We start from the raw sequence: 20,862 nt of genomic DNA, 5'->3' as shown, positions 1-20,862 counted from the left end.
GCCGGTCTGGCCCAATCGACCGTTCTGCAAATGCTCGTTGCCGCGCTCGAAACCGCCGGATATGGTGAACCGGAACCGCACAAAAAATTGCCAAGACAACGGTCCGGGGATCACCGTTCGACGCGGCAAGAAATGCCACAACCCTGAGCCGGGAACTCAGGTCAACAAAAACAGGGAACAGTTAAAATGATGATGGAAAAGTTTGCTCTACGCTCCCGCTTCTTGCTCGCGGGCGCGGCCATGTCCGCGCTGCTTCTGGCCGGTGCGCCTGCCTTCGCGGTCACGCCCGCCGACACGCTGGTCGAGGGTTTCGCCATCGACGACATCATCACCATGGATCCGGGCGAAGCATTCGAATTGTCGACCGCAGAGGTCACCGGCAACACCTATGATCTTCTGGTACGCCTCGACCTCAGCGACACATCCAAGGTCAAAGGCGATCTCGCCGAAAGCTGGAGCGTCTCCGACGACGGCCTGACCTACACGTTCAAGCTCAAGCCCGGCCTCAAATTCGCCTCCGGCAATCCGATCACAGCGGCGGACGTCGCCTATTCGTTCGAGCGCGCCATCAAGCTCGACAAGAGCCCGGCCTTTATTATCGGCCAGTTCGGTATCGATGGCGGCAACGTCACCGAGAAGGCCAAGGCCGTTGATGACACGACGTTCCAGTTCACCGTCGACAAGGCCTATGCGCCGAGCTTCGTGCTGAACTGCCTGTCGGCGACGGTCGCCTCGGTCGTCGACGCCAAGCTGGTCAAGGAGCATGTCGCCGCGGTCACGCCGAGCGCTGACTACAAATGGGACAATGATTTCGGCAATGCCTGGCTGAAGACCGGCTATGCCGGCTCCGGTGCCTTCAAGCTGCGCGAATGGCGCGCCAACGAGGCCGTCGTGCTGGAGCGCAACGACAATTACTACGGCGACAAGGCCAAGCTTGCCCGCGTCATCTATCGCAACATGAAGGAAAGTTCGGGCCAGCGCCTGGCACTGGAGGCCGGCGACATCGACGTCGCCCGCAATCTCGAGCCGAACGACCTTGATGCCATTGCCAAGAATGCCGACCTCACCACCACCAGCGCGCCGAAGGGCACGGTCTATTACATCAGCCTCAACCAGAAGAACCCGAACCTCGCCAAGCCCGAGGTTCGCCAGGCTTTCAAATATCTGGTCGACTACGACGCCTTGAGCTCGACCATCCTCAAGGGCATCGGCGAGATCCATCAGACCTTCCTGCCGAAAGGCGTGCTTGGCGAGCTGGACGAGAATCCGTTCAAGCTCGACGTCGCAAAGGCCAAGGAGCTGCTCGCCAAGGCCGGCCTCGCCGACGGCTTCAGCGTCACCATGGACGTGCGCACCGGCCAGCCGACGACGGGCATGGCGGAATCGATCCAGCAGACGCTGGGACAGGCCGGCATCAAGCTGGAGATCATCCCCGGCGACGGCAAGCAGACGCTGACCAAATACCGCGCCCGCAACCACGACATCTATATCGGCCAGTGGGGCCAGGATTATTTCGATCCGAACTCCAACGCCCAGACCTTCGCCAGCAACCCCGACAATTCGGATGAAGGCAAGACCAAGACGCTGGCCTGGCGCAACGCCTGGGACATCCCGGACTTGACCAAGCAGACCGAAGCCGCCCTGCTCGAGAAGGACGCGGCCAAGCGCGCCGCAATGTACCAGGATCTCGAGAAGAAGATCCTCGATACCAGCCCCTTCGTCATCATCCACCAGCAGCTGGAAGTGGCCGGCCTGCGCAAGAACCTCAAGGGTTTTGCGCTCGGCCCGAGCTTCGACACCAACTTCGTCGGCCCCGTCTCGAAAGAGTGATGCCGGGGAGTGACGCCGGCGGACGCGCCGTATGAGTGTGGCTGAAAGCGAGGTGACGGCAGGGCGCGGCGGCGCCCGCGCCGTTGCCGTGGCCTCATCTATCGCCCGGTTCCTGGTCATCGCGATAACGACCTATCTCGGTCTGCTCGCGGTGACCTTCTTCATCGGCCGCGTGATCCCGATCGACCCGGTGCTGGCGGTGCTCGGCGACCGGGCGCCGGCCAACGTCGTCGAACGAACGCGCCGCGAGATGGGCCTCGACCTGCCGCTGGTCGAGCAGTTCTACATCTATGTCAAACATGCCCTGAACGGTGATTTCGGCACCTCGGTGCTGACCACCAATCCGGTGATGACCGATATCCGCCGCGCCTTTCCGGCGACGCTCGAACTGGCGACGTTGGGAACATTGATCGGTTCGGTGATCGGCGTGCCGCTTGGCGTGCTGGCCGCCGTGCGGCGCGGCAGCGTCATCGACCAGATCGTGCGCATCATCGGCCTTGTCGGCTATTCCGTGCCGATCTTCTGGCTGGGGCTGCTGGCGCTGGTGCTGTTCTACGCCAAGCTGCAATGGGTCGCCTTTCCCGGCCGGCTCGACGTCGTCTACGAATACACCTTCACGCCGATTACCGGCTTTTACCTGCTGGATGCGCTTTGGCAGCGGCAGTGGGACGTATTTGCCGATGCCTTCCGCCACATCATCCTGCCGGCCTCGCTACTCGGCTATTTCTCGCTCGCCTACATCAGCCGCATGACGCGCTCGTTCATGCTGAACGAACTCACCCAGGAATACATCGTCGCAGCGCGCGCCAAGGGCCTGTCGGAAACGCGCATCATCTGGGGTCACGCGCTGCGCAACGCCGCGGTGCCGATGGTCACGGTGATCGCTCTGTCCTATGCCGGGCTGCTCGAAGGCTCGGTGCTGACCGAGACAGTGTTTTCGTGGCCGGGCATCGGCCTCTACATCACCAACTCGCTGCAGAACGCCGACATGAATGCCGTGCTTGGCGGCACGATCATCATCGGCTCGGTCTTCATCGCCATCAATCTATTCTCCGACCTGCTCTACCGGCTGCTCGATCCAAGGACCAAGGCAGGATGAGGACCAAGGCAGGATGAGCACGGAAGCGATTCAAACCCGCCGCGACTGGCTGCTCAGCGAGCGGCCGGCGTCGCGCGTGCAGGCGAGGCTCGGCCGCGCCTATGTGGCGTGGCGGCGCTTTTCCGCCAACCGGCTGGCGTTTGCCGGCCTGCTCATCATCGTCGCCCTGCTGGTGGTCGCGGCATTCGCCGATGTGCTGGCGCCCTATTCGCCGACATTCGGCGACCTCAAGGGCTCGCGGCTCCTGGCGCCGAGTGCGGCGCACTGGTTCGGCACCGACGATCTCGGCCGCGATATCTATTCGCGCATCATCTTCGGCTCGCGCTGGACACTCTACGTCGTCATTCTGGTTGCCATTATCGCCGCGCCCATCGGCTTGCTGGTCGGCACCGTCGCCGGCTATGCCGGCGACTGGACCGATGCGATCCTGATGCGCATCACCGACATCTTTCTCGCCTTTCCGAAGCTGATCCTGGCGCTGGCCTTTGTCGCGGCGCTCGGCCCCGGCATCGAAAATGCCGTGCTTGCCATCGCCATCACCTCGTGGCCGCCCTATGCCCGCATTGCCCGCGCCGAAACGCTGACGGTGCGCAATTCCGATTATATCAAGGCGGTGCAATTGATGGGCGCCTCGCCGTTTCGCATCGTGCTTCGCCACATCATGCCGCTGTGCATCTCCTCGCTGATCATCAGGGTGACGCTCGACATGGCCGGCATCATCCTGACCGCGGCCGGCCTCGGCTTCCTCGGCCTCGGCGCGCAGCCGCCGCTGCCGGAATGGGGCGCGATGATCGCGTCGGGCCGCCGCTTCGTGCTCGACCAGTGGTGGGTTGCGGGCGCGCCGGGCTTTGCCATCCTCATCGTCAGCCTCGGCTTCAACCTGCTCGGCGACGGCCTGCGCGACGCGCTCGATCCCCGAAGCGGTGACCAATGAGCACGCTTCTCGAAGTCAACGACCTGCGCGTTACCTTCCCGACGCGCACCGGCCTGATCGAGGCAGTGCGCGGTGTTTCCTTCTCGCTCGGCCGCGAGCGGCTCGGCATCGTCGGCGAGAGCGGTTCGGGCAAGTCGCAGACCGGCCGCGCCATCATGGGCGTCACCCCGCCGCAGGCCGAGGTGACCGCGAAGACGCTCGCTTTTGACGGCATCGACCTGCTGGCCGCCTCGCCGCGCGAGCGCCGCGCGCTGCGCGGCAAGCGTATCGCCATGATCCTGCAGGATCCGAAATATTCGCTCGACCCGGTGATGAGCATCGGCCGCCAGATCGTCGAGACGCTGCGCACGCATGAGAAGGTCTCCAAGGCCGAAGCCCGCGACCGTGCGCTGGCCATGCTGGAGGCTGTGCAGATCCGCGATCCGGCCCGTGTCTTCGACCTGCATCCGCACGAGGTTTCCGGCGGCATGGGCCAGCGCGCCATGATCGCCATGATGCTGATCGCCGGGCCGGAAATGATGATCGCCGACGAGCCGACCTCGGCACTCGACGTCACTGTCCAGCTCGACGTGCTCGGCATCCTCGACCGGCTGGTCAGCGAGCGCGGCATGGGGCTGATCTTCATCTCGCACGATCTGCGCCTGGTCTCGTCCTTCTGTGATCGTGTCATCGTCATGTATGCCGGCAAGGTGGTCGAACAGCTCAAAGCCTCGGAGCTCGGCCGCGCCCAGCATCCCTATACGCGCGGCCTGCTCAACTGCATGCCCAAGATCGGCGCCGACCGTCACCCGCTGCCGGTGCTCGACCGCAAGCCGGAGTGGGCGGCATGACGGCAGCCCTTTCCGTCGACAGGCTGGAGGTGGTCTTCGACCGCTTCCGCGCGTTGAAAGGCGTCAGCCTCGAGGTCGAATCCGGTGAATCCTTCGGCCTGGTCGGCGAGTCCGGCTCCGGCAAGTCGACGTTGCTCAGGGCAATCGCCGGCCTGGCGCCGGCCGCATCTGGCACCATCGCCGTCAACGGCAAAACGCTCGGCGTGCGTCGCGACAAGGCGTTTTACCGCGAGGTGCAGATGGTCTTCCAGGACCCGTACGGTTCGCTGCACCCGCGCCAGACCGTCGACCGCCTGCTGCAGGAGCCGCTCGCCATTCACGGCTTCGCCGACGGCGAAAAGCGCATCCAGCGGGCACTCGACGAGGTCGGCCTCGGCACCGGGTTCCGTTTTCGCTATTCGCATCAATTGTCCGGCGGTCAGCGCCAGCGCGTGGCGATCGCCCGCGCCCTGATTCTGGAACCGTCGATCCTGCTGCTCGACGAGCCGACCTCGGCGCTCGACGCTTCGGTGCAGGCGGAGGTGCTGAACCTGCTGGAAGAGATCAGGCGCCGCCGCAAGCTGACCTTCCTGATGGTCAGCCACGACCTAGCCATCATCACCCACATGTGCGAACGGCTGATGGTGATGCAGAACGGCGAGGCGATGGAGAATCTGACCGCGGACGATCTTGTCGAACGCCGTGTCACCAAGGATTATACGCGCAATTTGCTGAGGGCCAGCGAGGGGTTCGTGAGGACGTAGTTTAACATTCCAGGTCGCGCTCTGTCGCGCCCCCCTCTGTCCTGCCGGACATCTCCCCCTCAAGGGGGGAGATCATTCGCTCTACCGCTTTCGCCAATGACAAACGCCGGAAGGCTGGCGAGGCAACTGAAACTGCCAATCTCCCCCCTTGAGGGGGAGATGTCCGGCAGGACAGAGGGGGGCGCGAAGGAACTCAACTTCCGCCTTAGGCCCCGCTACCCTCCACAATGGCACTGCTATCTCCCGCCTCGCCCTCCGCCTCTTTCGGCTCCTTGACCTGAACCACGCCGAATAGCACGCCGGCAGGAACAGCAGCATGATCGCTGCGCCGGCGATAGTGCCGGCCATCATCGCGTAGCTGCCGGACCGCAGGCCCAATCACCCGCCGCCAGTGCCAACTTGAGGAAAACCTGAAATAAGCCCAGAAGAGTCTCAACAGCCATCAAACGAGAGCGGGCGCCGGCCCGGTGAGGGATACGATGACAAATTCAGCCATTTCCGAACGCAAGAGCCAGTCGATTTCGCGCGGCGTCGGCATGACCACTCAGATCTATGCCGATCGCGCCGAAAACTCGGAGATCTGGGATGTGGAAGGCCGCCGCTACATCGATTTCTCGTCCGGCATCGCCGTCGTCAACACCGGGCACCGTCACCCCAGGGTGATCGAAGCGGTCAAGGCGCAGCTCGACCGCTTCACCCACACCTGCTATCAGGTCGTGCCCTATGAGAGCTATATCAGGCTGGCCGAACGGCTGAATGGCATGCTGCCCGGCAAGTTCGACAAAAAGACGATTTTTGTCACCACCGGCGCCGAGGCGGTCGAGAACGCGATCAAGATTGCGCGCAACGCCACCGGCCGGCCGGCGGTCATCGCTTTTTCCGGCGGCTTTCACGGCCGCACCTTCATGGGCATGGCACTCACCGGCAAGGTCGTGCCCTACAAGGTCGGCTTCGGCGCCATGCCGGCGGATGTCTTCCATGCGCCGTTCCCGGTTGGACTGCACGGCGTGTCGGTCGCCGATTCGCTGGCTGCGCTCGACCGGCTGTTCAAGGCCGACGTCGATCCGGCCCGCGTCGCCGCGATCATCGTCGAGCCGGTGCAGGGCGAGGGCGGCTTCTACGAGGCGCCGCGCGATTTCATGACCGCATTGCGCAAGATCTGCGATCAGCACGGCATGCTGCTGATCGCCGACGAGGTGCAGACCGGCTTTGCCCGCACCGGCAAGATGTTCGCCATGGACCACCACGAAGTGGCGGCCGACATCACCACCATGGCCAAGAGCCTGGCCGGCGGCTTCCCGTTGGCGGCGGTCACCGGGCGTGCCGAGATCATGGATGCGCCGAACCCCGGCGGACTCGGCGGCACCTATGGCGGCAGCCCGATCGGCGTCGCCGCGGCGCATGCCGTGCTCGACGTCATCGACGAGGAGAAGCTCTGCGACCGCGCCAACACGCTGGGCAACCGGCTGAAGCAGCGCCTGCAAGCGATCCGCGACGAAGTCCCGGAAATCGTCGATATCAGAGGCCCCGGCTTCATGAACGCGGTCGAGTTCAACGATGTGACGAAGGGGCTGCCGTCGCCGGAACTCGCCAATGCGGTCCGGCTGAAGGCGCTCGACAAGGGCCTGATCCTGCTGACCTGCGGCGTCTACGGCAACGTCATCCGCTTCCTCGCGCCGATCACCATCCAGGACGGAGTCATGAACGAGGCGCTCGACATCCTGGAAAGTTCGATCCGCGAGGCCCGCGCCGCCTGAGCGGCGAGGATATCGCCTAGGATTCAACTGCGGCGAAGGCCGAGATAGGTGGCAAGCCGCCGTTCAACGCCCTATGCGAGCACGAAATTCGGCAGTCGAATTGGTGCGTGGAAACGGTTCGGAAGGCAACTGTACACCGAGAAAGGCACAAAGCGGCTCCCACCCTTCGGAGGCCTGATAAGGAAGAAGGCGTTCAGGTGGCAGCGTTGATTTCACGGAAGCGTTATGTGCTTCATAGACAGCGATTGCGTGATCACGGTTATCAAATCGACCGCCAAAGACAGTGTTTCCAACCACCGCCACACCAAAGGACTGTGGATCATTGGTAGCAGCATCCATCGTGAGCCCTATTGTTTGCGCCATGCTGTCATACCAGGCTTCCGGGTCACGAACTGTCAGGATAACCTTTGCATGAGGGTAGTGGTCACTCACTTCGCGCCAAAAATGCGCCGTTGGCCAATCGACCGCGGAAAGATAGCCGGCATATGCCGCATCCCAGGTCGGGAGTTGTCCCTGTCCGGCGGCGCGCCACAGCGCCTTCTGCTCGGGATTGGCGTGGACATCTGCCATGTGATGACACGGCCCGAACCCAAGATGCTCCAACGCGAGCTTCAGCGAATATGTGCCAGTGCGACCCATGCCTGCGCCAATGACATATAGAGCCATGAGCACCCCCCGACGAATTTCAATTGGTCAAAATACCGCTGTTTCCTTTACTTCGCTATATGTTTTGCAGGTCAGCTCCCGGTCGAACTCGGTCATTCAGGGTGATTGGGTTTGATCTTATCCCGCAGCGCGGACAGGCTCTCCTTCCTGGAAGGCGGCGAGCGCCGCCTTCAGTCCATCCGGCCCGGTCGCGACAATCTGCGGCGACGGCGAAAAGCCGGCGCCGAGCATCTTGCGGCCAAGCATGTGGTCGCCGGGCCGGTTGACCGATTCGATGCCGAGCAGCCGGCTTCCGGCATAGTGGTAGATGGAGAATTTGTTCTCGGCCACGTCGCCCAGCACGACATGGCCGTCGCCACCCGCAATCAGGCCGACCATCTGCAGCTTCATGTCGCCGATATCGGACCAGAACCACGGCACCGCCGAGTAATTGTCGGTGTGGCCGACGGTGGTGCGCGCGGCGAGCCGCGCCTGGTCAGTGGCGTTCTGTACCGATTCCAGCCGCACATCGCCGCCGGTGAACCAGTGCCGGTAAGACGCCGCGTCGCCGATGGCGAGGATTTCCGGCACCGACGTGCGCATCTGCTGGTCGACGCGGATGCCGTTGGCGATGGCAATGCCGGCGGCTTCGGCCAATTCGACATTCGGCACGACGCCGATACCGATGACGACCATCTGCGCCGGCAATCTTTGGCCGGATGAGGTGATTGCAGCCGAAACACGGCCGTTCTCGTCCTCCAGCCGTTCGATGGTGGTGCCGGTAAGGATGCGCACACCGGTGGCCTCCAGCCGCTGCCGCACATGGCCGGCGATGGCCGGTGCCACGGCGCGGCCGAGCAGCCGGTCGACCGCCTCGACCACCGTAACCTTGCGGCCTGCCGCGGTGAGCGTCGCGGCAATCTCCAGGCCGATGAAGCCGCCGCCGAGGATGACGACCTCCTCGCTTTGCGCGCTCAATTCGCGGATCAGGCGGGCATCGCCGAGCGAGCGCAGCGACACAACGCCGGAAAGCTCCGAACCCGGCAGCGGCAGCAGGCGCGGCCGCGCGCCGGTGGCGAGGATCAGCCGGTCAAACGGCAACACACCGCCGCCCGATATCTCCAGCCTGCGGCCGCCTACGTCAATCCGCTCGACCCGGATGCCTGGCCGGAAGTCGATGGCGCTGCCGGTATAAAAAGCCTCGCCGCGCAACGGCTGCGGCTTTGCTTGCTGATCCTTGATGAAGGTCTTCGACAGCGGCGGCTTGTGGTAGGGCAATTCGTTTTCGTCGCCGACCAGGATCACCGGGCCGTCATAGCCTTCTTCCCGCAGGCTGGCGGCCGCTTGCACGCCCGCATGACCCGCACCGACAATGACGACCCCGTTCTTCATAACAGCCCGATTCCTCATCCAAATCTAGGACGTCTCGCCAGGTGGCGATTGTCCGGCGCCGCCGCAAGAGCGCCGATCCGGGTCGCACCCGGAACGGCCGCCTGTCAACTGCGTCATGCGCCGGCATTCCACATACGTCGGTGTTAAAGTTGACAGTTCTAGTTTAGAATAATTCTAAACTGTTGTTTCAATTGAATTTTTTCTATGCCACCAGTTGACATCCGGCGTCTTCGCCGTTTTATGGAAGCTCGCGCGTCAGCGCATCCCTTTGATGTCTGGGCCTTGAACCCTTTCGATTGGAGGCATTTCGGTGTCTTTCTTCCGCGAACCGCGCGATGGCGCGACCCTTCTTTGCCCGTTGGCAACTGCCCGCCGCGGCGCCGGCATTTCATTGATTTCCGAGGAGAGACAATCATGAGAACCATGATGACCGCGCGGTATGGCGGCAGGCTTGCGGCGATCGGCGCCACCGCGATGCTGACGGCGGCCGTGTTCGTGCTGCCGGCCAAGGCGCAAACCGATGCCAAGGCGGTCATCAAGACCTATTCCGACATTGCGCTCGCCAAATACGAGGATTCGCTGATCACGGCCGAGGCGCTCGACAAGGCTGTCGATGCGCTGCTCGCCAAGCCATCTGCCGAAACGCTGAACGCCGCCCGCGAGGCCTGGAAGGCATCGCGCGTTCCCTATCAGCAGACCGAGGTCTATCGCTTCGGTAATGCCATCGTCGACGACTGGGAAGGCAAGGTGAACTCCTGGCCGCTCGACGAAGGCTTGATCGACTATGTCGCCAAGAGCTACGGCACCGAGTCGGACGCCAACGCGCTCTACACCGCCAATGTGATCGCCAACAAGTCGATCGAGATCAACGGCAAGAAGATCGACGCCACCGACCTGACGCCGGAGTTCCTCTCCGGCACCCTGCAGGAGGCCGGCGGTATCGAGGCCAATGTGGCGACCGGCTATCACGCCATCGAATTCCTGCTTTGGGGCCAGGACCTGCACGGCACCGGTCCGGGCGCCGGCGAACGGCCCTACACCGACTACGACCTCGCCAATTGCACCGGCGGCAATTGCGACCGTCGCGGACAGTATCTGAAATCGGCGAGCGACCTTCTGGTTTCCGATCTAAAGGATATGGTCGACGACTGGAAGGAAGGCGGCGCCGCCCGCAAGAACCTTGTCGATGGCGAGCTGAACGCCGCCATTTCGACCATCTTCACCGGCATGGGCTCGCTGTCCTATGGCGAGCTCGCCGGAGAGCGGATGAAGCTCGGCCTCTTGTTGCACGACCCGGAAGAGGAGCACGATTGCTTCTCCGACAATACCTACAACTCCCATCTTTACGATGCGATCGGCATCCGTGCCGCCTATCACGGCAGCTACAAGCGGCTCGACGGCACTGTCGTCGAGGGGCCGTCGGTGGCCGACATGGTCAAGGCGGCCGACCCGGCGGTTGACAAGGAATTGTCGGACAAACTGGACGTCACCGTCGCCAAGATGGAGGCCATCAAGGCGCGGGCGCTTGCCGGCGAGGCCTATGACCAGCAGATCGGAGAAGGCAACACGGAAGGCAATGCCACTGTGCAGGCGGCGATCGACGCGCTGGTCGATCAGACCAAGTCGATCGAACGCGCCGTCGGTACCCTGAAGCTCAATGCGATAGCCTTCGAGGGCTCGGACAGCCTCGATTCACCGGACAAGGTGTTCCAATAGACTATCGAAACCACCAGCCACGCGACGCAACGAAGCGCCGTTAGCCAGAGCGACAAATGCTGATCTGCCATTGCAACATCATCACCGAAAAGGAGATAGAGCAGACGATCGTCGGACTGCTGGATGAGGACCCCTGGCAGCTGATCGTGCCGGCGAAGGTCTATCACGCCATGCACAAGCGCGGTCGCTGTTGCGGCTGCTTCCCAAATGTGGTCGAAACGATCATTCGGGTCACCGAAAATTACCATGCCCGCTCGGCGGCGAGTGGCGTGGACATCGTTTCACACCTGGATCGCGTCAGAGGCCTACGCGTCCAATACGGGAGCAGAACCCATGAAAGGCGAACAGCAGATCATAGAGCGGCTTAACGAGGCTCTGTTTCTGGAACTTGGGGCGGTCAATCAATACTGGGTGCATTTCCGGCTGCTGGAAGACTGGGGATACGCCAAGCTAGCGAAGAAGGAACGCGCTGAATCGATCGAGGAAATGCACCATGCCGACCGGCTCGTGGCGCGCATCATCTTCCTCGAGGGCCATCCGAACCTGCAGTCCGTGGCGCCGCTGCGCATCGGGCAGAATGTCAAGGAAGTGCTCGAATCCGATCTTGCCGGCGAATATGACGCGCGCACCGCCTACAAGCGTTCGCGCGAGGTTTGTAACGAAGCAGGCGACTACGTGACGATGAAGCTGTTCGAGGAATTGCTGGCTGACGAGGAAGGTCACATCGACTTCCTCGAGACGCAACTCGACCTGCTCGCCTCGATCGGCGAAGAAAAGTACGGCCAACTCAACGCAGCGTCGGCCGACGAGGCGGAATAAGGACATGCCGGAATGCGGCGCCCCCTAGATTTCATGCGCCGCTTGCGGCCGGCCGAGCATTGTGGCCTGCCGCCTCCGCGATACGGTATCCTTCGCGGCGCCTTTCTTGCCGTGGTGGCGACGCTCACAGCCTCGGCGCTGGCCGGGGCGCCGCAACCGGCGGGGCTTGCCACCAGCCGCACGGATCTGACGCCGAAGGATCTGGCGCGCGTCATCGCCATCACCAGGCCGACCAGCGATTTCTCCAAGCCCGAGCAATTCGAGCTGATGCAGGGCGGCGCCGGCACCTCGAAGAAGGACGTCAACAAGGACGCCTTCTCGCAATCCTCTGCCAACATCAGCTTCGAGGAAGAGGGTACCTTCAAGCTCGGCAACGCCATTTTCCGCAAGAACTGGGTGTCCTCGCCATCCTCGACACAAGCCTCGGATGGGCTCGGTCCGTTGTTCAACGAGCGCGCCTGCCAGAACTGTCATCTGAAGGACGGCCGCGGGCATCCGCCCGAAGGCGACAGCGGCACCACCTCGATGTTCCTGCGCCTGGCAAGGGAAGCCAGTACCGAGGAGGAGAAAGCCGCGCTCGCCGATCACAAGGTGCTCAACTTTCCCGACCCGGTCTATGGCACGCAGCTGCAGGAATTGGCCGTTCCCGGTCTGCAGGGCGAAGGCAGGATGCATGTCGACTACCAGGACGAGAAGGTGAAATTGGCGGACGGCAGCACGGTGTCGCTGCGCAAGCCGAGCTATTCGGTCGACGGTCTCGCCTACGGGGCGCTCGATCCACACACCACGCTGTCGCCGCGCATGACGCCGCCGATGATCGGCCTTGGCCTGGTCGAGCAGATCGCTCCTGCCGACATCCTTACGCGTGCCGATGCGGCCGACCGCGATGGTGACGGGATTTCCGGCAGGCCAAACATAATACGCGACGCCAGCAGCGGTGAACTGACGCTCGGCCGTTTCGGCTGGAAGGCGCAGGCGGCATCGATCCGCCAGCAATCGGCGGACGCTTTTGCCGGCGATATCGGCATTTCGACACCTGAGGTGCCGAAGCACTGGGGCGATTGCAGCGCCGCGGAAAAGACCTGCCTTGCCCTACCTAACGGTGTACAGGAGCGCCTCGGTCCGGTCGAAGCGCCGCCGCCGGTCATGGACCTCGTGACCTTCTATTCGCAAAACCTTGCCGTGCCGGCCCGGCGCGATCTCGACAGACCGGACGTGCTCGCCGGCAAAAAACTGTTCTACGATATGGGCTGCGTCTCCTGCCATACGCCGAAATTCGTCACCCGTCGCGGCACCCCGAACAAGGCGCAGGCCTTCCAGCTGATCTGGCCTTATTCCGATTTCCTGCTGCATGACATGGGACCCAGCCTTGCCGACGGACAGTCGGTGGGCGAGGCCACGGGAAGCGAATGGCGCACGCCGCCACTGTGGGGCATCGGGCTCACCCAGACCGTCAGCGGCAACACCTTCTTCCTGCATGACGGGCGCGCACGAAGCCTGGCCGAGGCGATTCTGTGGCATGGCGGCGAGGGCCAGAAGGCGCGTGACCGCTTTGCCGCTGCCGATGCGGCCGACCGCGCCGCGCTGATCAAGTTTCTGGAGTCGCTCTGATGCGGAAGCGTCTTGCATTCGCTCTGATGCTGGTCCTCGCCGGTGCGCTGCCGGCATCCGCGGCGGTGAAGGCTTCGGATGTGATCCAGCGGGCGATCGACGGCTTCGTCCGCCCGGCCTATGCCAGACTGCATGACCATGCGGACAGCTTGGCCAAGACCATGCACGCGCTTTGCCAAGCGCCCTCGCGAGACAATCTCGATGCGGCACGCGCCGAATTCTCGGGTGTCGTGGATGCCTGGTCGGTGGTGGAAATCATCCGTTTCGGGCCGATCGCGGAAAACAACCGGCTTGAGCGCATGCTGTTTTGGCCGGACCGCAAGAGCATCGGCCTGAAGCAGGTGCAGGCAGCACTTGCCGGCAAGGATCCGACAGCCGCCGATCCGGCCCATCTGGCTACAAAGAGCGTCGCCATGCAAGGGCTCGGCGCACTGGAATTCGTCCTCTACGGCGACGGAGCCGGTCAATTGGTCGGCAGGGACGACGCCTATCGCTGCGCCTACGGTGCGGCCATTGCCGGCAATGTCGAGACGATTGCCGGCGAAGTTGGCGATGCCTGGAACGAGCCCAACGGCTTTGCCGCGCTCTGGGCCAATCCGGGTCCACAGAACGCGCTCTACCACGACGGAACAGAAGCGGTGACCGAACTGGTCGGCGTCTTCATCAACGAACTGGAAATGGTCCGCGACGTACGCCTGAAAGGCTTCCTGGGCGCCAAGCCGGAGGCCGACAAACCGAAACAGGCGATCTATTGGCGCTCGCAAAACACCGCCCGCTCGCTGACCGGGAATCTGGCGGGCATGGACACGCTGTTCCAGGCCTCGCAGCTTGGCGACGCGCTGCCGCCCGATGCGCGCTGGATGGCAGAATCGGTCCACATCCAGCTCACCAACGGGATTGAGGCGGCCAAGGCGATCAGGGGTCCGATCGACAAGGCACTTGCGGATCCGGCGCAGCGCCGCAAGCTCGACTATTTCTCGCTGGTGACATCCAGCCTGACGACCCTGATCGGCACCAGGCTGACCGCCGAATTCGGCCTGACCGCCGGATTCTCGTCATTGGACGGCGACTGATCATGAGGACGCCGCTGATCGATCGGCGCGATTTCCTGACGGCCGCAGGCGCTGGTTTTGTAGCGGCGATGGCGCCGTCGGCCTGGGCAAAGACGCTCGACGCCGACGCGGTCTTCGCCACCGCTTTCGTCAAGCGCGACGGCAGCTATGGTGCCGCCATCCTGTCCGAGGCCGGCAAGTTGTTGCACACGATCGATCTGCCCGATCGGGGCCACGACGTTACCTTCGACCCGGTGTCGAAGCGTTCGGTGGTGTTTGCCAGGCAGCCGGGCACTTTTGCTGTCGTCTTCGACCACATCGGCCGCGATGAACCGCAGACCGTTGCCAGCGTTGCCGGCCGGCATTTCTTCGGCCACGGCGTGTTCTCGGCCGACGGTACGCTGCTCTACGCCACCGAGAACGATTTCGACAATGCCGCCGGCGTCGTCGGCGTCTATGACGCGCATGCGAAATTCAAGCGCATCGGCGAGTTTCCGACCTACGGCACAGGCCCGCACGAGCTTTTGCTGCTTTCCGACGGCAGGACGATCGCTGTGGCTAATGGCGGCATCGAGACGCATCCGGATTATGGCCGCGCCGAGATCAACATCGCAACGATGAAGCCTTCCTATGTTCTGGTCGACCGCCTTACCGGCGATCTCACCGAAAAGCACGAATTGCCGCCGGCGCTGCACCAGTTGTCGATCCGCCATATGGATGCCGACCGGTCCGGCACCGTCTGGTTCGGCTGTCAATACAGGGGGCCGGGTACCGATCGTCCCCCGCTGGTTGGCCGCGCGCCGCGCGGCAAGGACTTGCAATTGCTCGATATGTCGCAGGATGTGCTCTCCGGCTTCAGGAACTATATCGGCTCGGTCGCCGCCAATCCTGCCGCCGGCACCATCGCCGTGTCTTCGCCTGAGGGGAATTCGCTTGCCGTGATCGATACGGCCAGCAGCCGCGTCGTCGCTACCAAGGCTCTGGTCGAGGTCTGTGGCGTGGCGCCCGATGGGAAAGGCTTCATGGCGACGACCGGTGCCGGCGAAATCATCGAAGCCGGTGGCGCGACCCGTTCCGAGCCGGACTATGTCTGGGATAATCACGTGCTGCGTATCGAGCAGGTCGGCTAGTCCCGATACCTATTGTGGCGATTGCGTGCGTTGGAACTTACATTCTTGGACCCGCCCGAAGCCAAGTCGCCTGACGATTTATCCATTATGCCCTTGCGGGGATCAGCCCTGGCGGGCAGAGGGAAGCTGTTTTCGAAACTGTCTCAACCGGCCGCTTCATGAAATTGCTTGCCATCGACTGTGCCGCCAATCTCTGCGCCGCCTGCGTCTACGACGCGGCGGCCGGGAAAGAACTCGGCCGTTCGGTGCTCGATCTTGGCAAGGGTCATGCCGAGCATCTGATGGGTGTCATCGAAAAGGCGTTGGGGACCAGCAGAACCGACTATTCCGGCCTCGGCGCCATTGCCGTTTCGACGGGTCCGGGCTCCTTCACCGGTCTGCGCGTCGGCGTCTCGGCGGCGCGCGGCCTTGCGCTGGCGCTGAAAATCCCGGCGATCGGCGTGACGACTCTGGAGGCCCTGGCGGCGCAAGCGAGAGCGGCATTTCCCGGTCGCGCCGCGCTCGCCGCGCTCGATGCAGGTCGCGAGGAGATCCATGCGGCACTTTACGATGAGAGGTCGGTGCTGATCTATGGTCCGGCTGTGACCACACTCTCGCAAGCCGCAGCCAAGGCGGTCGACAGATCTGCGGTTCTCGCCGGCACGGCGGCAACCCAAATTGCCGCGGCGGCCGGGCGCAGCTTCGATCTCGGCGGGACGGCGGCCACCGCCGACATCGCCGTCTATGCCCGGCTGGCCGCGGCCCAAGGTGCCGGTAAACACGGCGAGAGCGAAAAACCGAAACCGCTCTATCTGCGCGGCGCCGACGCAAAGCCTCAGGGAGGCTTTATTCTATCGAGGCAAGACCATGATCCCAAAAAGTGGAAACCGGTTTTGGGAAAAGATCATGGTCCAAACGGAAACAAGTCCTGATGCGCATTCCCTTCCTCCGGCCGCGCCGCAGGGACTATGCGCTCGAGCCGTTGGCGGTTGCCGACAGCGCGGCCATGTCGGTGCTGCATCGCGAGGATTTCGCGCGGCCGTGGACCGACGACGAATTCGCCGCACTGCTCGAGCAGGACACGGTGTTCGGCTATGCCGCGCGCGAGACCGGACAGGGTGCCAAGCCGCCGGTCGGGTTCGTGCTGGCGCGGCTGGCGGCCGGCGAGGGGGAGATCCTGACGGTCGCGGTGGCACGCTCGCATCGGCGCCGGGGGCTCGGCTGGCAATTGATGGATGCGGTGCTGCGTGAACTGCACGCACAGCGCGCCGAGGCGCTTTTCCTCGAGGTCGACGAGACCAATGTCGCCGCGATCGCGCTCTACCGGCGGTTCGGCTTCCGCGAGGTCGGCAAGCGCGCCAACTATTACAAGTCGCCGGAGCACGGCCCGACCGGCGCGCTTGTCATGCGCCGCGATCTTCGCTAGCCAAACGCCGGGGTGGTGCGGATGATCGGAAAAATCAGGATTTTCCTGGCGCTGGGGCTGGTTGTCGTCGGCTCGCTGGTGCTTGTGCCGCTGCAGATATTGTCGATGCGGACCGGGCTCTGGCGCGAGACCTTCATCCTGAAAATCTGGCACAGGATGATTGTCAGGACGCTGGGGCTGCGCATCCATGTCAAGGGAGCGCTGTCCGGCCAGCGCCCATTGCTGATTGCTGCCAACCACATCTCCTGGACCGACATCATGGTGCTGGGGTCGATGGTCGACGTGACGTTCATCGCCAGGGCCGATATGGCCGGCTGGCCGTTGATCGGCATGCTGTCGAAGCTGCAGCGCACGGTATTCATCGAACGTGAGCGTAAGCGTTCGTCGGGCGACCAGGCGAGCGAGATCGCCGGCCGCATGGCCAAGGGCGACGCCATGGTGCTGTTTGCCGAAGGCTCGACCGGCGACGGCAACATGATCCTGCCGTTCAAGAGCACGCTGTTCGGCGCCGCTACAATGGCGATTGCGGAAGGGGCGGCCGAACAGGTCTTCGTCCAGCCGGTGGCGATCGTCTATACGCGCCTGCATGGCGTGCCGCTCGGCCGCCGGCATCGGCCGGTTGCCGCCTGGATCGGCGACGAGGAGCTGATGCCGCACCTCAAGGTGCTGATGGCCGAGGGCGCCCTCGACGTCGAGGTGCATTTTGGCGAGGCGATTGTTTTCTCCAAGGGCTCCAGCCGCAAGGAGACAGCAAAGCAGATGGAACGCCAGGTGCGCGAGATGGTGCAGGCGGCGCTCGCCGAACCGCGTCCGAGCCGGTAGGCTGCGCAGGTCCCGGCCAGATTCGTCTGTTTTTTGTCGGGGAAAGGCGCTAGAAGCCGCGAAATGGAATTGAACACGATAGAACGCGACGACATCGGCGCTGCCGCCGAAAACCTGGTCGTTCCGCCTGCCGCGACCAGAAAGGTCTTCGTCAAGACCTATGGCTGCCAGATGAACGTTTACGATTCGCAGCGCATGACCGATGCGCTGGCGGCCGACGGCTATGCCGCGACAGACGCTATCGGCGAGGCCGATCTGGTGCTGCTCAACACCTGCCACATCCGCGAGAAAGCGGCGGAAAAAGTCTATTCCGAACTTGGGCGCATCCGTGAGTTGAAGGCCGAGCGTGCAAAGGCCGGGCGCGAAATGCTGGTCGGCGTCGCCGGCTGCGTGGCGCAGGCCGAGGGTGCCGAGATCATCCGCCGCTCGCCGGCCGTCGACCTGGTCATCGGCCCGCAGACCTACCACCGGCTGCCCGGTGTGCTGGCGAGGGCGCGTGGCGGCGAAAAGATCGTCGAGACCGACTATGCCGTCGAGGACAAGTTCGAGTATCTGCCGCAGCCGAAGCGCGCCGAACTGATCAGGCGCGGCGTGACGGCGTTCTTGACCGTTCAGGAAGGCTGCGACAAGTTCTGCACCTTCTGTGTCGTGCCCTATACGCGCGGCTCGGAAGTCTCGCGGCCGGTGGCACAGATCGTCGCCGAGGCCGAGCGCCTGGCGGATGCCGGCGTGCGCGAGGTGACGCTGCTCGGCCAGAACGTCAATGCCTGGCATGGAAGAGGCGAAAACGGCGAGGAATGGGGCCTTGGCCGGCTGCTGTTCAGGCTGGCCGAGATTCCAGGCCTAGCGCGGCTGCGCTACACAACCAGTCATCCGCGCGACATGGACGATGAATTGATCGCCGCCCATCGTGATTTGCCGACGCTGATGCCCTATCTACATCTACCGGTGCAGTCCGGCTCCGACCGCATACTCAAGGCGATGAACCGCAGGCATATGGCCAAGGACTATCTGACGTTGATCGACCGCATCCGTGCCGCACGGAACGACATCGCACTGTCCGGCGATTTTATTGTCGGCTTTCCCGGTGAGACGGAAGCGGATTTCGAGGCGACGATGCAGTTGGTCGAAGACGTCAACTATGCCTCGGCCTTTTCGTTCAAATATTCGCCGCGCCCCGGCACGCCGGGCGCCGAGATGAGCGATCACGTGCCGGAGGCCGTCAAGGACGAGCGCCTGCAGCGGCTGCAGGCGCTGCTGCTGAAACAGCAGCAGGATTTCGGCACCAGCCTGATCGGCAGGACCATCGACACGCTGATCGAAAAGCCGGGCCGCCAGGCCGGCCAGAAGGTTGGCCGCTCGCCTTGGCTGCAGCCGGTTATTGTTGATGAAAAGGCCGGCGAAATCGGTGACATTATCCAGGTACGAATCACGAAGACGGGCTACAACAGCCTGTTCGCCGAATTGGCCTGAAGGTCTCGGCAGATGAGGAGAGACGGTTGAGCGCTGCTGAAGTGAAGAACCTGCCCCAGAACCTACCCTCGGGGGCCTCGGATATCGCGCACATCGTACTGACTTTCGACAACAACAAGCTTGCCAGCGCCCTTTACGGCCAGTTCGACGAGAATCTGGCCCGACTCGAGCAGAAGCTCGGCGTCGATATCCGCTCGCGCGGCAATCAATTGACCATCAAGGGCTCTTCCTCGGCCGCCGAGCAGGCACGCCGCGCCTTGGACAATCTTTACGGCATTCTGCAGAAAGGCACCGACATCGGCCAGTCCGATGTCGACGGCGCCGTGCGCATGGCGATCGCCAGCGACGACCAGCTGACGCTCCCGACGCTGGAGCGCAAGGGCAAGATGTCCGCCGCCCAGATATCGACGCGCAAGAAGACGATCTATGCCCGCTCGCTGAACCAAGACGCCTACATGCGCGCGCTGGAGCGGTCGGAACTCGTCTTCGGCATCGGCCCGGCCGGCACCGGAAAGACCTATCTGGCGGTGGCGCATGCGGCAATGCTGCTCGAACGCGGCATGGTCGAACGCATCGTGCTGTCGCGCCCCGCGGTCGAGGCCGGCGAACGGCTTGGCTTTCTGCCGGGCGATATGAAGGAGAAGGTCGATCCGTATCTGCGGCCGCTCTATGACGCGCTCTACGACATGATGCCGGCCGACAAGGTCGAGCGGGCGATTGCCGCCGAGGTCATCGAGATCGCGCCGCTGGCGTTCATGCGCGGCCGTACGCTGGCGCACGCTGCCGTCATACTCGACGAGGCGCAGAACACTACGCCGATGCAGATGAAGATGTTCCTGACCCGCCTCGGCGAGAACTCGCGCATGATCGTCACCGGTGATCCGACCCAGATCGATCTGCCGCCAAACACCAAGTCCGGCCTGGTCGAGGCGCTGAGAATCCTCGACGGCGTCACCGGCATGGTGACGGTCCGCTTCAACGAAGGCGACGTCGTCAGGCATCCGCTGGTCGCCGAGATCGTCAAGGCCTATGACCGCGACGGCAAGCTGGCCAGGGGCCTGGGTGTCGAAAGCTGATATGATTATGCGGCCGCATGGCTGAGGAGCAAAAGGCGGGGGGACCGCTTCCCGTCGAAATCGATATCGCGATCGAGGCGGGCGACTGGCCCGACGAGGCAGCGCTGATGCGGCTTGTCGACGGTGCCGTCTCGGCCGCCTTTGCCGAAACCGGTGCGGACGGCCGTTCCGAGCTCAGCATAGTCTTTTCCGACGATGCCCATATCCGTACGCTCAATGCCGGCTGGCGCGGCAAGGACAAGCCGACCAACGTCCTGTCTTTTCCGGCTTTTCCGTTTGCCAGGGGCCGGCCTCTGCCGCCGATGCTCGGCGACATCGTGCTGGCCGCCGAGACTGTCGCGCGCGAGGCGGCACTGGAAGACAAGCCCATCGAGGACCATATCTCCCATCTCGTCATCCATGGCCTGCTGCATTTGCTGGGCTATGATCACGAAACGGATGCCGAAGCGGAACTGATGGAAGCGACAGAGCGCGCAGCACTTGCGAGGCTTGCCATTCCCGATCCCTACACGTAATTACAAAAGACCA

The 20,862-nt window shown here is 63.4% G+C and carries 20 protein-coding genes; 18 read left to right on the top strand and 2 right to left on the bottom strand.

Annotation, left to right across the window (positions count from 1 at the left end):
• Positions 1-186: 186 nt before the first annotated feature.
• From NKJ23_RS12500 to NKJ23_RS12475, 6 genes are all read left to right on the top strand, one after another.
• A complete protein-coding gene (locus NKJ23_RS12500) occupies positions 187-1,830 on the top strand; it encodes an ABC transporter substrate-binding protein (RefSeq protein WP_352680503.1) in 1,644 nt (547 codons plus the stop codon).
• Positions 1,831-1,861: 31 nt separating this feature from the next.
• Complete coding sequence (locus NKJ23_RS12495) at positions 1,862-2,929, top strand: ABC transporter permease (RefSeq protein ID WP_023676874.1); 1,068 nt, start codon at positions 1,862-1,864, stop codon at positions 2,927-2,929.
• Between the two features lie 13 nt (positions 2,930-2,942).
• Complete coding sequence (locus tag NKJ23_RS12490) at positions 2,943-3,863, top strand: ABC transporter permease (RefSeq protein ID WP_023676875.1); 921 nt, start codon at positions 2,943-2,945, stop codon at positions 3,861-3,863.
• A complete protein-coding gene (locus NKJ23_RS12485) occupies positions 3,860-4,693 on the top strand; it encodes an ABC transporter ATP-binding protein (RefSeq protein WP_023676876.1) in 834 nt (277 codons plus the stop codon). Before NKJ23_RS12490 ends, NKJ23_RS12485 begins: the two co-directional genes overlap by 4 nt.
• Positions 4,690-5,436: an ABC transporter ATP-binding protein gene (locus tag NKJ23_RS12480; RefSeq protein ID WP_023676877.1), complete on the top strand. Its 747-nt coding sequence runs from the start codon at positions 4,690-4,692 to the stop codon at positions 5,434-5,436. The genes NKJ23_RS12485 and NKJ23_RS12480 overlap by 4 nt, the downstream gene beginning before the upstream one ends.
• A 479-nt stretch (positions 5,437-5,915) precedes the next feature.
• Positions 5,916-7,193 carry a 4-aminobutyrate--2-oxoglutarate transaminase gene (locus tag NKJ23_RS12475; RefSeq protein ID WP_352680502.1) on the top strand — a complete coding sequence of 426 codons (1,278 nt, stop codon included), beginning with the start codon at positions 5,916-5,918 and terminating at the stop codon, positions 7,191-7,193.
• Positions 7,194-7,256: 63 nt separating this feature from the next.
• Here NKJ23_RS12475 and NKJ23_RS12470 read toward each other — a convergent pair whose 3' ends face one another.
• Together NKJ23_RS12470 and NKJ23_RS12465 are read right to left on the bottom strand one after the other, a co-directional pair.
• Complete coding sequence (locus NKJ23_RS12470; RefSeq protein ID WP_352680501.1) at positions 7,257-7,859, bottom strand: sulfotransferase family protein; 603 nt, start codon at positions 7,857-7,859, stop codon at positions 7,257-7,259.
• 117 nt (positions 7,860-7,976) lie between these two features.
• Positions 7,977-9,230, bottom strand: a complete 1,254-nt coding sequence (locus NKJ23_RS12465; RefSeq protein ID WP_352680500.1) for an NAD(P)/FAD-dependent oxidoreductase — start codon at positions 9,228-9,230, stop codon at positions 7,977-7,979.
• Positions 9,231-9,656: 426 nt separating this feature from the next.
• Here NKJ23_RS12465 and NKJ23_RS12460 point away from each other — a divergent pair, with 426 nt between their 5' ends.
• From NKJ23_RS12460 to ybeY, 12 genes are all read left to right on the top strand, one after another.
• Positions 9,657-10,946 carry an imelysin family protein gene (locus NKJ23_RS12460; protein WP_352680571.1) on the top strand — a complete coding sequence of 430 codons (1,290 nt, stop codon included), beginning with the start codon at positions 9,657-9,659 and terminating at the stop codon, positions 10,944-10,946.
• A gap of 56 nt (positions 10,947-11,002) precedes the next feature.
• On the top strand, positions 11,003-11,314 hold the full coding sequence (locus tag NKJ23_RS12455) for a (2Fe-2S)-binding protein (RefSeq protein ID WP_023676882.1): 312 nt from the start codon (positions 11,003-11,005) through the stop codon (positions 11,312-11,314).
• Positions 11,280-11,765, top strand: coding sequence for a bacterioferritin (bfr, locus tag NKJ23_RS12450; RefSeq protein ID WP_023676883.1), 486 nt, complete (start codon positions 11,280-11,282; stop codon positions 11,763-11,765). The genes NKJ23_RS12455 and bfr overlap by 35 nt, the downstream gene beginning before the upstream one ends.
• Before the next feature lie 12 nt (positions 11,766-11,777).
• Complete coding sequence (locus NKJ23_RS12445) at positions 11,778-13,376, top strand: di-heme oxidoreductase family protein (RefSeq protein ID WP_352680499.1); 1,599 nt, start codon at positions 11,778-11,780, stop codon at positions 13,374-13,376.
• Positions 13,376-14,449, top strand: coding sequence for an imelysin family protein (locus NKJ23_RS12440; protein ID WP_352680498.1), 1,074 nt, complete (start codon positions 13,376-13,378; stop codon positions 14,447-14,449). The genes NKJ23_RS12445 and NKJ23_RS12440 overlap by 1 nt, the downstream gene beginning before the upstream one ends.
• Before the next feature lie 2 nt (positions 14,450-14,451).
• The gene (locus NKJ23_RS12435; RefSeq protein WP_352680497.1) at positions 14,452-15,558 is read left to right on the top strand and encodes a DUF1513 domain-containing protein; all 1,107 of its coding nucleotides are present in this window, start codon (positions 14,452-14,454) and stop codon (positions 15,556-15,558) included.
• A 158-nt stretch (positions 15,559-15,716) separates the two neighbouring features.
• Positions 15,717-16,469: a tRNA (adenosine(37)-N6)-threonylcarbamoyltransferase complex dimerization subunit type 1 TsaB gene (tsaB, locus tag NKJ23_RS12430; protein ID WP_352680496.1), complete on the top strand. Its 753-nt coding sequence runs from the start codon at positions 15,717-15,719 to the stop codon at positions 16,467-16,469.
• A complete protein-coding gene (gene rimI, locus NKJ23_RS12425; protein WP_352680495.1) occupies positions 16,469-16,963 on the top strand; it encodes a ribosomal protein S18-alanine N-acetyltransferase in 495 nt (164 codons plus the stop codon). The genes tsaB and rimI overlap by 1 nt, the downstream gene beginning before the upstream one ends.
• 21 nt (positions 16,964-16,984) lie before the next feature.
• Entirely contained in the window at positions 16,985-17,785 is an 801-nt protein-coding gene (gene olsA / locus NKJ23_RS12420; RefSeq protein WP_352680494.1) for a lyso-ornithine lipid O-acyltransferase, read from the top strand.
• 63 nt (positions 17,786-17,848) lie between these two features.
• A complete protein-coding gene (gene miaB, locus NKJ23_RS12415; RefSeq protein WP_352680493.1) occupies positions 17,849-19,258 on the top strand; it encodes a tRNA (N6-isopentenyl adenosine(37)-C2)-methylthiotransferase MiaB in 1,410 nt (469 codons plus the stop codon).
• A 26-nt stretch (positions 19,259-19,284) separates the two neighbouring features.
• Entirely contained in the window at positions 19,285-20,334 is a 1,050-nt protein-coding gene (locus NKJ23_RS12410) for a PhoH family protein (RefSeq protein WP_352455111.1), read from the top strand.
• Positions 20,335-20,351: 17 nt separating this feature from the next.
• Positions 20,352-20,849 carry an rRNA maturation RNase YbeY gene (gene ybeY / locus NKJ23_RS12405; protein ID WP_352680492.1) on the top strand — a complete coding sequence of 166 codons (498 nt, stop codon included), beginning with the start codon at positions 20,352-20,354 and terminating at the stop codon, positions 20,847-20,849.
• Positions 20,850-20,862 lie beyond the last annotated feature (13 nt).

This window comes from Mesorhizobium sp. M0184 (genome assembly GCF_040322215.1).
Classification (GTDB): Bacteria; Pseudomonadota; Alphaproteobacteria; order Rhizobiales; family Rhizobiaceae; genus Mesorhizobium.
This window is presented reverse-complemented; position numbering and strand designations above follow the sequence as displayed.